Genomic DNA, 13,038 nt, shown 5'->3' with positions numbered 1-13,038 from the left:
AGCGCCAAAAGCGAGCGGAAGGGTAGCCGGGTCTGGCGAAGCTCGGGGGGTTTTCGTTATAGTCCAACGCGGTGGTCCATGGAGGATAGGGTGATGAGCGAGAAATTGTGGGGTGGGCGATTCAGTACCGGAACCGATAGCCTGGTGGAGGAGTTCAGCGCCTCCATCGCGGTGGACCGGCGCCTCTACGCCCAGGATATTCTCGGCTCCATGGCCCATGCCCGCATGCTCGGACGGGTTGGGGTGCTGACTCCGGAGGAGGCGGCGACCATTGTCTCCGGTCTTGGGGAGGTGCGCAGCGAAATCGAGGCCGGCCGGATGGCCTTTCGCCCCGCCCTGGAAGATATCCACATGCACATCGAAAGCCGGCTGACGGAGCTGGTGGGCGAGGTGGGCAAGAAACTGCATACGGCGCGCTCCCGCAACGATCAGGTGGCCACGGACCTGCGCCTCTACGCCCGGGAGGCCCTGGACGACCTGCGCGGCGCGCTGGCCCGCCTGCAGGAGGTTTTCATCAATCTGGCCGAGCGCGAGGCCGATACGGTCATGCCCGGCTTTACCCACATGCAGGTGGCGCAGCCGGTGAGTTTCGGTCACCACTGTCTGGCCTATGTCGAGATGCTCCATCGGGATAGCCAGCGCCTGGCCGACGCCCGGACCCGCGTCAATGTCCTGCCCCTGGGCGCCGCCGCCCTGGCGGGGACGACCTTCCCCATCGACCGCTGGGACGTGGCGCGGCAACTGGGATTCGCCGCCATCGCCGAAAACAGCCTGGATGCCGTTTCGGACCGGGATTTCGTCATGGAAATCCTGGCCGACCTCGCCATCCTTGCCGTGCACCTCTCGCGGCTGGCGGAAGAGCTCGTCCTGTGGATGTCGCCGCCCTTCGCCTTCATCGATTTGCCCGATAGTTTCTGCACCGGTTCCAGCATCATGCCGCAAAAGAAGAACCCCGATGTGGCGGAGCTGGTGCGGGGCAAGAGCGGGCGGGTCATCGGTGACCTGGTGGCCCTGCTGGTGCTCATGAAAGGGCAGCCGCTGGCCTACAATCGCGATAATCAGGAGGACAAGGAAGGCTTTTTCGACGCCCTGGACAGCGTGCGCGCCAGTGTCGAGATCCTTGCCCGCATGTTGCCGGGCCTCACGGTGCAGCGGGAGGCCATGCGCGCCCAGGCCGAGAAGGGTTTTGCCACGGCCACGGATCTGGCCGATTACTTGGTGCGCAAGGGCATGCCTTTCCGCGATGCCCATGCCGCAGTGGGCCGCGCCGTGCGTCTGGCTCAGGAGCGGGCCATGGCCCTGGAGGCCATGCCGCTGGCCGATCTCCAGGCCTTGTCTCCCCTCATTGGCGAGGATGTGTACGCGGTCCTGACCCTGGAGGGATCCCTCAACGCCCGCCGCCATCCGGGCGGCACGGCGCCGGAATCGGTACGGGCGGCGGCGATCCGCGCCCGTGACCGCTTGCGTCGGGAGCAGGCATGAGCGGCCATCGCGGGGGGCGGGTGGCCATGCTGCTGCTGGTGCTGGGCGTGAGCCTGGCCTTGGCCGCCTGCGGGCGCAAGACGCCCCTGACCCTGCCCAAGCCTCCCGCTCCCGCCGCCGCCCCGGCGTCCAGCCCGGCTCCAGCCACCAGCCCGTCCCGCTCGGTAATGCAGCCGTGACTGTCTTTGCCTACCGCGGCGGGCAGCTCTATGGCGAGGATGTTCCTCTGGAGGCCGTAGCCGCTGCCTTGGGGACCCCCGTTTACGTCTACTCGCGGGCGGCCATGGAGCATCAATACCAGGCCTTTGCCGCGGCCCTGGGGGCCGAAACCCAGGTCTGCTACGCCGTCAAGGCCAATCCCAACCTGGGTATCCTGCGGCTCTTCGCCGCGCTGGGGGCTGGTTTTGATATTGTCTCCGGCGGGGAACTGGAACGGGTGCGCCGCGCCGGCGGCGACCTGCGCAAGGTGGTCTTTTCCGGGGTGGGCAAGTCCCCTGCCGAGATCGCGGCCGCGCTGGAAGCCGAGGTCTTCTGTCTCAATGTCGAGTCGCCGGCGGAACTGCTGCGGGTGGCCGAGGTGGCCGGGCGCCTGGGCAGGCAGGCGCCCATTGCCCTGCGCGTGAACCCCGACGTGGATCCGGGCACCCATCGCTACATCGCCACCGGTCTGGCCGAGAGCAAGTTCGGCATCCCCATCGCCGCCGCGCCGGAACTCTATGCCCAGGCGGCGCGCCTGCCCCAGATCGCGGTGCGGGGAATCGCCTGTCACATCGGCTCGCAGCTTTTGGATCTCGCCCCCCTGGGGGCGGCGGCGGAGCGGGTGGCCGCGCTCTATCGGCGTTTGCGCGACATGGGCATCCCCATCCAGCATCTGGACCTGGGCGGCGGCGTGGGCATCCGTTATCGGGATGAATCGCCGCCCACCCCCGCCGCCTATGCCGAGGTCCTGCAACGGGCGCTGGCGGGGATCCCGGTGCGGCGCGTGGTGGAACTGGGCCGCGCCCTGGTGGGCAATGCCGGGGCCCTGCTGACCCGGGTGGAATACATCAAGGACAATGGCAGCAAGACCTTCTGCGTGGTCGATGCCGCCATGAACGACCTGCTGCGTCCGGCCCTCTACGGGGCCTGGCACGAGATCCTGCCGGTACGGGCAGGAAGGGAGTCGCCGGCGCTGACCATGGATGTGGTGGGCCCGGTTTGCGAAAGCGGCGATTTCCTGGCCAAGGATCGTCCCCTCGCCGCCGCCGCGGGGGATCTGCTGGCGGTGATGGGGGCCGGCGCCTACGGTTTCGCCATGAGCAGCAACTACAATACCCGCCCCCGCCCGGCGGAGGTCCTGCTGGATGGTGCCGGTTTCCGCCTCCTGCGCCGCCGCGAGACCCTGGATGATCTGCTATCCTTGGAGGAGCTGTAGTTCGCACGACGGAGGAGTTGGCCATGGCTGAGATGAAAGTTTTCAGTACCGGTATCGACCCCGAGGATTGGATTCCCCCTCGTTTCACGGCCTTGGGCGAGGGCAAGACGCCCTCCATCTTCTGGCAGCATTTGCCGGAGAAGACCCGAAGTCTGGTCCTGGTGATGGAATGGCGCGAGGCGGCCACGGGTCAGCGGGTGCATTGGCTGGTCTATGATCTGCCGCCCATGGCCGAAGGCATTCATGAGGGCGGGCCCTTGCCGGCGGGGGCCAAGCTCGGGCGCAATGATTTTGGTGAAAGTGCCTATCATGCGCCGGAGCCCGATCCTCAGCACCACCTGCGCCACTATGATTTTGTGCTCTTCGCCACCGACCTGCCGACGCTGGATCTTGCCCCGGGCGCCGATTTCGCTACCGTCAAGGCCAGACTGCACAAGGCCGTCCATGGCGATGACATCGTGCCGCCCCCGGCCGCAGACGCCCGCGCGCGGGAGCTTTACCCCTTGGGCCACATCATCGGCAACGCGGAGTTCTCCGGACATTTTGCCCGGGATACCGATCGCCATATATGATCTCCTTCCCGGCGAGGGCCGCGCGCCTTGACAACGGGTTCCGCCCTCGCTAATCTCTCGCCCCTCAAGTAAAAACCCGAAGCCGGAGTGTCGTGATGAAGACCTATTCCGCCAAGTCCCATGAAGTGCAGGGGGACTGGTACGTGGTGGATGCCACGGACAAAGTTCTTGGCCGCCTTTCTGTAGAGCTGGCGCGGCGCCTGCGGGGCAAGCACAAGCCCGAATTTACGCCGCACGTGGACACCGGTGATTACCTGGTGGTCATCAATGCGGACAAGATCGCTGTAACGGGTAACAAGGCCCGGGATAAGATGTACCATCACCACACCGGTTACGTGGGCAATCTCAAGAGCGCCTCTTTTGCCAAGATGATGGAAACGCACCCCGAGCGCGTGATCGAGATCGCCGTCAAGGGGATGCTGCCCAAGAATTCCCTGGGACGCAGCATGTTCAAGAAGCTCAAGGTCTATGCCGGTGCCAATCATCCGCATAGCGCCCAGCAGCCCCAGCCCCTGCAGATATAAGGCAAGATCCTATGGAACAATATTACGGAACCGGTCGCCGCAAGAGTGCCACAGCCCGCGTTTATCTGCGGCGGGGCGCCGGGCGGATTCAGATCAACAAGCGTTCGCTGGAAGAATACTTCGGTCGCGAGACTTCGCGCATGGTGGTGATGCAGCCCCTGGAGCTGACGGGTCATACCGGGCAGTTTGACGTGCTCGTCAACGTCAGCGGCGGCGGGGCCAGCGGTCAGGCGGGCGCCATCCGCCACGGCATCACCCGCGCCCTCATGGCCTATGACGAAGCCCTGCGCCGTCCTCTGCGGACCGCCGGCTTTGTCACCCGTGACGCCCGCGAAGTGGAACGCAAGAAGGTGGGCAAGCACAAGGCACGGCGTAGTCACCAGTTCTCCAAACGCTAAGCGTATCGGGCTACGAGCGAGAGAAGCCGCCTTCGGGCGGCTTTTTATTTTAAGATGAGGCCCACGCCTTGTTGTGTACGCCAACGGGAGGTCAGAGGACATGATACGGGTGGGGATTGTCGGCGGTACGGGTTATACGGGCATGGAGCTGCTGCGGCTGTTGACGGCCCATCCGGAGGTCGAGCCGGCCTTGATCACCTCGCGCGCCGAGGCGGGGACGCGCGTGGACGGTCTCTTCCCCAACTTGCGCGGCCATTGTGATCTGAGCTTCAGCGGGCCGGACGAGGATGCCTTGGCGGCCATGGACCTGGTCTTTTTCGCCACGCCCCATGGGGTGGCCATGGATATGGCCCCGCAACTATTGGCGCAAGGGGTGCGGGTGATCGATCTGGGCGCCGATTTCCGCCTGCGCGACAGCGCCGTATTCGCCCAGTGGTACGGCATGGCCCATCGCGCCGAAGCGGTCCTTGGGGATGCGGTCTACGGGTTGCCGGAAACGACGCGGGCCCATATTCCGGGGGCGCGCCTGGTGGCGAACCCGGGCTGCTATCCCACGGCCGTGATCCTGGGCTACGCCCCGCTGCTGGCGGCGGGGGTGCTGGATCCCGAGACGCTCATTGCCGACTGCAAGTCGGGGGTCAGCGGTGCCGGACGTGCGGCCAAGGTCAACTTGATCCTGGCGGAGGCGGCGGATAGCGTCCATGCCTATGGTGTCAGCGGTCACCGCCACCGTCCCGAAATCGAGCAGGAACTCTCCCTGCTGGCCGGGGCGCCGCTCACCTTGCAGTTTACCCCGCACCTCATGCCCATGATCCGGGGAATCCATGCCACCCTGTATGGGCGCTTGCGCCCGGCCCTGGGCGACGCCGATCTCCAGGCGATCTTTGCCGAGCATTATGCCCGGGAGCCCTTTGTGGATGTTCTGCCCTTCGCCAGCCACCCGGCCACTCGCTCCGTGCGCGGTGCGAACATCTGCCGCATCGCCGTCCATCAGCCGCGGCCGGGGCAGGTGGTGGTCCTCTCGGTCATCGATAATCTGGTGAAGGGGGCGGCAGGGCAGGCGGTGCAGAACATGAACCTGCTCTTCGGTTTCCCGGAAACCATGGGTCTGCAGCAGATCGCCCTGCTGCCTTGATTTGGCCGTTGGCAGAGGTGCTTCAGGTTCAGGAGATGGCATTCCAGTTTCTGGTCAGGGCGTTTTCCGTATCCCGGTAATAGACGTAAGTGGCGTAAGGGACCCGCTGCATGGCGATGCCCGCCTTCCGGGCCTTGGCGAAAAGCAGTGCGTCTTCGCCGAAACGTACCGGCGCCCAGCCGCCCAGCCGCGCATAGGCGCTCCGGCGCAGGAAGGTGGTCGCTCCCTGGGAGCTTGCGCTGACGGGGATGGGCGGTCCCCCATAAAAATCCGGGACATGGTCCGGGCCGTTGCGGACCAGCATGGTGCCATACAGGAAGTCCGCTTGGGGGTGCGCCTGCACATGGGCAAGGCGCAGGGCCAGGTGCTCCGGCAGGTATTCATCGTCGGAATCGAGGCGTGTCAGCCAGGTGCCCCGCGCCCGTTGTGCTCCGAGGGCCGCCGCCGGGCCGACGCCGCAATTTTCGTCCTGCCGCAGGAAATGGAAACGGGGATCGCCGCCGATGCATCGTTGCGCCCTGGCCCCCGTTTCGTCCGTGCTGCCGTCATCGACGATGATGCATTCGAAATCCGTCCAGGTCTGCCGGCAGAGAGAGCGGATGGCCCGGACAATGGTGGCGGCGCGGTTGTAGGCCGGCATTATGACGGTGACGGGCGGTACTTCGCGCTGATGGCTGTGCAGGCGCATGGCAGGGCTCCTTGCGCACCATGGGGACGGATGGATCCGCCAGGGAGCCGACGCCTCGCAACATTGCGCTTTGCCGCCCCTATGACTTTGGATTATAGGTCAGGAAGGCGGCATGAAAACGTGCGCTTTCGAGGGTGTCCACTCGCTCCATGCCCCATTCACTCTTCCAGCAGGTGGCGTTTTTGTTCGACCTGCGCCCAGCGTTCCGCCTCGGGAAGCGCGGGTTTTTTCTGGATGATCACCGGCCAGCGCGTGGTCAGCCGGGCGTTGATCTCCAGAAACAGTTCCTGTCCATCCGGAAGGTCCACATCGCGGTAGATGGCATGGACCGGGCATTCTTCCACGCATAGGGTGCAGTCGATGCATTCATCCGGGTCGATGGCCAGGAAGTTGGGCCCCTCGTGGAAGCAGTCCACCGGGCAGGGCACAACGCAATCGGTATATTTGCAATGGATGCAGGCTTCGGTGACGACGTGGGTCATGGCTCTGCTCCTGGACGGCGCGCCCGCATGGCGGCGCCGATCTCCGCCAAGGTGCCGGTTGTCAGCAAGCGGGCGGCCATCGGGAAGATCTCGCCGTTCTCGAGGGCGATGTGGGCGCGATGCATGGTGATGAAAAGTTCCGGGAAAAGGGCGGCCGGGCGGCCGGCGACGACGTCTTCCAAACCCCCGGCGAGCTCCTCCCAGGCCCTTTCCAGGACGCGGTGCTGGGCGCCCAGGTTCTGCAAGGGTGCGCGCAGGCTTTCGGGAAAGTCGGGATGGGCGGCGAGGAGGGGAAAGAGGTTTTCCTCTTCGTCGGCATGGTGCAGGGGCGCCGCGCTATGGAAATAGCGGAGGATGCGCCCGGCGGCCTGCCGGGCCTCGTCATTGGGGCCGTGGGCGGCGAGATGCCCGGGCAGGCGCTCCAGTGTTTCGCAATGGCCCAATATCCGGCCATGGCAAGCCAGCAGGAGCCCAATGGGGTCGTCAAAGCCGGGGGCGGTGGCAAACAATTGCATGGCGATATCGCTCCTTGGGGTCGCCCTTGCGACCCCCCTTCCAGGATCGGATCCTATCCCTTCTTGCTGAAGCGGATCCGCACCATCTGCGGCGCACGCTCCAGGTAGGCCCAGTCGAGGCGATCCCCATAGCGGCTGCGGAGCTGATCGAGGAGGGGCAGGGGGTCGTGATCGTTGATGAACTCCATGGCTTCTCCCCTTTGCAGGACATCCAGGGCGCCGATGATGGCGGCGTGGCGAAAGCGTTTGGCCACCCCACGGGCATCAAAGGGATAGGTAGCGTCGGCGCGCAGGGGTAAATGGGCTTGGGCTGGGGTAACGGTAGTCATGATATTCCTCCTCCGGCAAGGGGTCATGGTGAAACAGCCATGATCTATAGTTGATCAAATCGCTGCGGTATTCCTTGACGCGGATCAAGAAAAACGGAAACCTTAGCGCAGGGTACGCATCGTCCATTTTTCGCGCCGGCCAGCCGTGGTTTTCAGCATCTCCGTGCCGCTGCGCGTCGGCCCAGGGCGGCATGGAGGGCCAGGAGGAGATGGATGATCCAGAGCAGCGCCAGCAGTCCGGCCAGCGCGCGGTGGCCGGCCAGAAGGAGGGGAAAACGCGCGGGAAGGGCGGTGAATGCCAGGAGCAGACCCAGGAGCACCGCCAGGGTGGCAATGAGGAGGAAGGCCCCTTCGACGATGGTGTTGAGGGCGGGCGTCGGGCGATTCAGGAAGATATCCCGGCACTGCCGCCCCGCCGCGCGCCAGCGCTGCCCCACCGTCGGAAAAAGGTGGCCGAGGGCGCGCCGGCCCGGCCTGGTGCCTGCCAGCCAGAGCCATTCCAGCAGAATGAAGAGCGCGGCGGCCATGCCGTCTTCGATGTGGAAGGCCAGCAGGGACATCCAGCCCAGACCCATGGCGATGCCGCTGAAGATCTGCAGGGTGACGGTGACGACCACCCCCAGCAGGATGGCCAGGGACCAGGCACTGCGGCGTTCTCTCGGGATGGCGGACATGCTGCGCTGCCGGGCGCTGCTCAGTCGGAGCAGCGCATGCACTGCACATCGTAGCGCTTGATCCAGGCCTGGAGCGCCTCCAGGGCCGCGGGGCCGGTGTGCAGACGGAGCAGCGCCCGGTCCGGCTCGTCGGGCCGGAGGCGGGCGATCCAGGCGTCTCCGTAGGGGTCGACATTGATCAGGTGCGGGTCTTCCAGCAGGACATCGTTGCGGGCGACCACCTCTCCGGCAAAGGGCACCGGCACGCCGCCGGCCCATTTGCCGCTCTCCAGGGTGGCGACGTGGCGGCCGTCGTCCAGGTGGGTGCCCACTTTCTTGATGCGGGCCTTTTGCAGGCGACCCGACATGGTCTGGGCCGGATCGGTGACGCCGATGGTGAAGGTCCCGTCCTCCTCCGGCCGTAGCCAGACATAATCCAGATCATAGTAGAGGTCTTCGGGCAGTTCGCAACCACGGTATTCACTCATCCCGGCTCCTCCAGTTCCATCCGCGCGGCCTCCCCCGGGGATTCCAGGTTCGTCGCCCTGCTTGGGTCATGATAAATGCATCATGATGGAAAATCATCAAAACATCCTTGATCCTGATCAAGACCAGGCCGCCAAGCGCTTTCGCCCGGGATGGAGGGGGGTTCGCCGAGCATCCCTGAGGAAGGCCTTCCCAGCCCGGTGCCGGCACTCCGTAGGGCCCCGAACTAAAGGCACACCCACGCTGCCCTTGACGCGGATCAAGGAACAGGACGGTCATTTATGAAATACAATAATGAGATGTTGTAATATGATATATCGTGATGCAAGGTGTGCCTGCATTGCTCTTGGCGCACGAGGAAAATGGGGCTGACGGCCCCGAGGAGAATGGCATCATGGCCATCAAGCTGCCGGTACTGGAAATCAAGGGCAGGTCGCTGCTGCCCATCATTCAAGGCGGAATGGGCGTTGGGGTTTCCGCGCACCGGCTCGCGGGAACGGTGGCCGCCGAGGGTGCGGTGGGTACCATCGCCAGCGTGGAACTGCGCCGGCTGCACGAGGATCTGATGCGGCCCCTGCGCCGCTTGCGGGATCCGGACGCCACCGCCCGCGCCAACTTGCTTGCCCTGGACCGCGAGGTTCAGGAGGCCCGCCGGATCGCCGGGAAGGACGGTTTCATTGCCGTCAACGTCATGCGCGCCATCACCCACTACCGGGAGCATGTCCTCCAGGCCCTCAAAAGCGGCGCCGACGCCATCGTCATGGGGGCTGGATTGCCCCTGGACCTGCCGGAACTGGCGGCGGATTATCCCCGTGCGGCCTTGATCCCCATCCTCTCGGAACTGCGCGGGGTCCAGGCCGTGGTGCGGCGCTGGATGCGGCGTGGACGCCTGCCGGACGCCATCGTCATAGAACATCCGCGCTATGCGGGCGGTCATCTGGGGGCTACGCAGATGGCGGAAATCAATGATCCCCGCTTCGATTTCGCCACTGTCCTACCGGCCATCCGGGACTTCCTGTTCAGCCTCGGCGGGGCGGCGGCACGAATCCCGATCATTCCCGCCGGGGGCATCAACTCCTTCCAACGCATCAAGGACCTGCTGGCCTTGGGTGCGTCGGGGGTGCAGATCGGCACCCCCTTCGCCGTCACCCGGGAAGGGGATGCCCATGACAATTTCAAACGGGTTCTGGCAGAGGCCGAGCCTGCGGATATCGTGACCTTCATGAGCGCCGCCGGCCTGCCTGCGCGGGCCGTGATGAGCCCCTGGCTGCGGCGTTATCTGAGCCATGAGGCGGCGTTGATGGCCCGGGCCAATCCCCAATGCGCCCGTTGCCCCAGCCGCACGGAATGCCTGACCCACTGTGGATTCAAGGATGGCAATCCGGCGGCGGGGCAATTTTGCATCGAGACCCAGTTGGCGGCGGCGCAACGGGGAAATGTCCAGCAGGGCCTCTTCTTTCGGGGCGCCGCTGCGCTGCCCTTCGGCAAGCAGATCAGGTCCGTGCAGGACCTGCTGCGTTTCCTGCAGGGGGAAAATCCGGTCATGGATGCTCCGGTGTGAATCCGGGGCCCCTTTCATGATGCCTGGACGGCGGGGTCCATGTCCGGAAGATCAACGCATGCCATGCAGCTCTCCGCCGCCCTTGAAACCATGCTCCACCGCCCAGACAGCGATCTCCACCCGCGAACGGAGGCGCATCTTTTTCAGGAGCCGCTTGACATGCACCTTGACGGTGCCTTCGGCGATGCCCAGGTCGCGGGCCACCACCTTGTTGCTTTTGCCTTCGGCGATGCACTGAACGATTTGCCGCTCCCGTGCGGTCAGGGCGCTTTCGTCTTCCTCCTCACGCCCGGCCTGGTGGCGCAAGGCATGGCCGAGGACGCTGGTCAGGCGCGGGCTCAGCACCATCTCTCCGCAGGAAGCGCGGCGGATGGCGAGCAACAGGTCTTCCGCATCCATGTCCTTGAGCAGATAACCCACGCTGCCCCCCTGCAGGGCCGCCGCCAGGTCGCTTTCGGCATCGGACACCGTGAGCACCAGCACCCGGATGTGGGGCCATCGGGAATGGATCTCCCGGAGGGTATCCAGACCGCTCTTCCCTCCCAGGTTGAGGTCGAGCAATACCAAATCAGGCTGCAAGGCGGCGATGCGTTCCAGGCCATCGGCAGCCGTCGCCGCCTCGCCCACCAGCTTCAGGCCGGGATCCATGGCCAACAACTGGCCGACCCCTTTGCGGAAAAGGGGGTGATCGTCAATCACCACGATCCGGTGTTCTTCGTCCATGGGGTGCTCCCTATTACCATGAATTATCGCTCAAGATACTCCCTGCGCAGGGGTGGCGGCCGTTCCGCCGGCGGATTGCCCTTCGCCTGCGTAAGCAGCGGGTGTGAACTGTAATTCTACCCGCGTTCCACCCGCTTTGGTGCGCTCCACCTGCAAGGTCCCACCGAGGCTCCGGGCACGTTCGCGCATGATCGCCAATCCGTAGTGACCGGCCGGAGATCCCCTTGCATCCAGGCCTATGCCGTCGTCATTGACGCGGACCACCGCAGCGTGCCCATCTTCCAGCCACAATGCCACCTCGGCGTGATGGGCATGGGCATGGTGCTCGACATTGGCCAGCGCTTCCCGGACGATCTGCAGGATGTTGATTTCCTCGTTGGCATTCAGCAGAAAATGGGACAGACGATCGTTCAGGGCGATGGAGATCCCGCTCTTCGCCGCGAACTCGTCCACGGTCTGCAGCAAGGCCGACTCCAGGCCACCTTCCGGCAATTGCAGGCGAAAGGTGGTGAGCAACTCCCGCAACTGCCGATAAGCGCTGTCGAGACCTTCGCCAAGGTCCGCGATGATGCCCGCCAAGCGGGGATCGCCGCCGTCGGGATGGCAAGCGCGCAGGCGCGCCACCTGGATCTTGGAATAGGATAGCGACTGGGCGAGGGAATCATGGAGTTCGCGGGCGATGGCCGCGCGCTCCTCCAGGAGGGCGATGCGCCGTTCCTGGGCGGCCCGCTGCGCCACCCCCAGAGCGACGCCCAAATGGCGTCCGACGGTTTCGACGGTTTGCATCTGCCAGGACTGCACATGGACGCCGTCGGCGATCGTCAGGGACAAGCTGCCATAATGGAGCCCTTGCTCCAATAAGGGGACGGAAAGCACTTGCGTCTGCGGATTCTTCGGGCCGCTGATCGGCCAGATATGGGTATGGCCGTCGCCCAGGCAGTCGAGGCAGGTGGAGTGCGCGCAAAAATGCATGCGCGCATCCTCGGGGTCCGGCGAAGATGCCAGCATCAGGGCTGTTCCTCCCGGATGCCGTTTCGCCACGCACATGACCCCATGGCTGGATCCCATGAGCCGTTCCGTTTCCTGCAGCGCATAGCGATAAGAGGACACGGCCTGCGGCGCCTCGGCCAAGCGCTTGCTCACATTGTATAGCAGTTCCAGGGACTGGTTGCTTTGCTCCAGTTCGGCCGTTCGTTCCCGGATGCGCTGCTCCAGTTGGCCGTAAATCTTGGAAAGTTCTTCCGACATCCTGTTGAGGGTATGCCCCAGTTGGCCCAGCTCGTCATCGCCGACGTGCGCCAAGCGATAGCTGAAATCCCCGGTGCTCACCCGCCTGGCGGCTGTCAGCAGTTCGTTGAGGGGATCGAGCACGCCGCGATGCATGGCCCAGAACAGCAGGTAAACCACCACCAGGGTGGTGAACAATCCCACGCCTTGGATCAGGCGCAGGAGACTGGTCTTGCCCTCCGTATCGTTCTGCAGGGCGGTGACCAGCCCGTCGATGACCTTCACGAATGCCGGCGCTGCGGCCGCATAGCGCGCCGTTGCCGCACCGCCGTTCCCCTGCCCTTGGGCGAAGGCCAAGAGGAGGGGCTCCATCTCCGTCTGCCAACGGCGGGAAACCTCTGCATACTCCCTACGGGTGTCGGAACCGAAACTCTGGGACACGCTATCGGTCAACGGCGGGGCGTTCAATGTTTTCTGGAATTGCCGATCCCCAGCCATAACCGCCTGCCGCGCCGCTACCGTGTCTCCAGACAGCATCAGGGTTTCCAGATGATAGGTCTGCATCCGCAGGGAGCCCGCCATGTTGATGGCCTGGGCCGCCCCTTGGGTGAGGTTGGCGATGACCAGGGAACTGACCATCCCCATCAGCGACATGGCCACGATCAGGGCCATGGCCAGTCCCAGCCGCAGGCGTAGGGAGTAACGCTGCAATATTGCCATCCTGTATCTCTCCCGCTGGTCGGCACCAGCTAAGCTGGGGATACCTCTAACGTGCCACTTTTTCGATCATTTGCGTTCCGCGCACCTGAAAGGCAGGCATATCAGGCGGTTATTTTTTCATCCTTACCT

At 64.8% G+C, this 13,038-nt stretch carries 16 protein-coding genes; 8 read left to right on the top strand and 8 right to left on the bottom strand.

Translation table 11 applies throughout. The features are described 5' to 3' along the window. Positions 1-93: 93 nt before the first annotated feature. The 7 genes from argH to argC all read left to right on the top strand — a co-directional run bounded on the left by argH (position 94) and on the right by argC (position 5,525). Positions 94-1,482, top strand: a complete 1,389-nt coding sequence (argH, locus tag ACP5MM_RS06955) for an argininosuccinate lyase (RefSeq protein ID WP_427934311.1) — start codon at positions 94-96, stop codon at positions 1,480-1,482. Continuing rightward, a complete protein-coding gene (lptM, locus tag ACP5MM_RS06950) occupies positions 1,479-1,661 on the top strand; it encodes an LPS translocon maturation chaperone LptM (RefSeq protein WP_427932595.1) in 183 nt (60 codons plus the stop codon). The genes argH and lptM overlap by 4 nt, the downstream gene beginning before the upstream one ends. Then, positions 1,658-2,896, top strand: a complete 1,239-nt coding sequence (gene lysA / locus ACP5MM_RS06945) for a diaminopimelate decarboxylase (protein WP_427934310.1) — start codon at positions 1,658-1,660, stop codon at positions 2,894-2,896. The genes lptM and lysA overlap by 4 nt, the downstream gene beginning before the upstream one ends. A gap of 23 nt (positions 2,897-2,919) precedes the next feature. Beyond that, positions 2,920-3,468, top strand: coding sequence for a YbhB/YbcL family Raf kinase inhibitor-like protein (locus ACP5MM_RS06940; protein WP_427932598.1), 549 nt, complete (start codon positions 2,920-2,922; stop codon positions 3,466-3,468). 95 nt (positions 3,469-3,563) lie between these two features. Then, a complete protein-coding gene (rplM, locus tag ACP5MM_RS06935; protein ID WP_427932600.1) occupies positions 3,564-3,992 on the top strand; it encodes a 50S ribosomal protein L13 in 429 nt (142 codons plus the stop codon). 11 nt (positions 3,993-4,003) lie between these two features. Beyond that, on the top strand, positions 4,004-4,390 hold the full coding sequence (gene rpsI / locus ACP5MM_RS06930) for a 30S ribosomal protein S9 (RefSeq protein WP_123105228.1): 387 nt from the start codon (positions 4,004-4,006) through the stop codon (positions 4,388-4,390). Between the two features lie 100 nt (positions 4,391-4,490). After that, a complete protein-coding gene (argC, locus tag ACP5MM_RS06925; RefSeq protein WP_427932604.1) occupies positions 4,491-5,525 on the top strand; it encodes an N-acetyl-gamma-glutamyl-phosphate reductase in 1,035 nt (344 codons plus the stop codon). Positions 5,526-5,553: 28 nt separating this feature from the next. On the opposite strand, the gene ACP5MM_RS06920 is transcribed toward argC, so the two are convergent. The 6 genes from ACP5MM_RS06920 to ACP5MM_RS06895 all read right to left on the bottom strand — a co-directional run bounded on the left by ACP5MM_RS06920 (position 5,554) and on the right by ACP5MM_RS06895 (position 8,680). Beyond that, entirely contained in the window at positions 5,554-6,213 is a 660-nt protein-coding gene (locus tag ACP5MM_RS06920; protein WP_427932606.1) for a glycosyltransferase family 2 protein, read from the bottom strand. Positions 6,214-6,371: 158 nt separating this feature from the next. Further along, positions 6,372-6,695: a ferredoxin FdxA gene (fdxA, locus tag ACP5MM_RS06915; RefSeq protein ID WP_427932607.1), complete on the bottom strand. Its 324-nt coding sequence runs from the start codon at positions 6,693-6,695 to the stop codon at positions 6,372-6,374. Next, positions 6,692-7,210 carry a hemerythrin domain-containing protein gene (locus ACP5MM_RS06910; RefSeq protein WP_427934309.1) on the bottom strand — a complete coding sequence of 173 codons (519 nt, stop codon included), beginning with the start codon at positions 7,208-7,210 and terminating at the stop codon, positions 6,692-6,694. Before ACP5MM_RS06910 ends, fdxA begins: the two co-directional genes overlap by 4 nt. Positions 7,211-7,263: 53 nt before the next feature. Next, a complete protein-coding gene (locus tag ACP5MM_RS06905) occupies positions 7,264-7,539 on the bottom strand; it encodes a DUF2249 domain-containing protein (protein WP_427934308.1) in 276 nt (91 codons plus the stop codon). Positions 7,540-7,691: 152 nt separating this feature from the next. Continuing rightward, positions 7,692-8,213: a hypothetical protein gene (locus tag ACP5MM_RS06900; RefSeq protein ID WP_427932612.1), complete on the bottom strand. Its 522-nt coding sequence runs from the start codon at positions 8,211-8,213 to the stop codon at positions 7,692-7,694. Positions 8,214-8,233: 20 nt separating this feature from the next. After that, positions 8,234-8,680, bottom strand: coding sequence for a glycine cleavage system protein H (locus ACP5MM_RS06895; protein WP_427932614.1), 447 nt, complete (start codon positions 8,678-8,680; stop codon positions 8,234-8,236). Between the two features lie 392 nt (positions 8,681-9,072). Between ACP5MM_RS06895 and ACP5MM_RS06890 the strand changes: the two genes are divergently transcribed. Next, positions 9,073-10,239, top strand: a complete 1,167-nt coding sequence (locus tag ACP5MM_RS06890; protein ID WP_427934307.1) for an NAD(P)H-dependent flavin oxidoreductase — start codon at positions 9,073-9,075, stop codon at positions 10,237-10,239. Between the two features lie 51 nt (positions 10,240-10,290). Here ACP5MM_RS06890 and narL read toward each other — a convergent pair whose 3' ends face one another. Continuing rightward, positions 10,291-10,962: a two-component system response regulator NarL gene (gene narL, locus ACP5MM_RS06885; RefSeq protein ID WP_427932617.1), complete on the bottom strand. Its 672-nt coding sequence runs from the start codon at positions 10,960-10,962 to the stop codon at positions 10,291-10,293. Between the two features lie 30 nt (positions 10,963-10,992). Beyond that, the gene (locus ACP5MM_RS06880) at positions 10,993-12,909 is read right to left on the bottom strand and encodes a HAMP domain-containing protein (protein WP_427934306.1); all 1,917 of its coding nucleotides are present in this window, start codon (positions 12,907-12,909) and stop codon (positions 10,993-10,995) included. Positions 12,910-13,038 lie beyond the last annotated feature (129 nt).

The organism is Acidithiobacillus sp. (assembly GCF_049965315.1).
In the GTDB taxonomy this organism is placed as follows: domain Bacteria; phylum Pseudomonadota; class Gammaproteobacteria; order Acidithiobacillales; family Acidithiobacillaceae; genus Acidithiobacillus_B.
The sequence above is the reverse complement of the archived record's forward strand: the minus strand, read 5'-3'. Positions and strand labels throughout refer to the sequence as shown.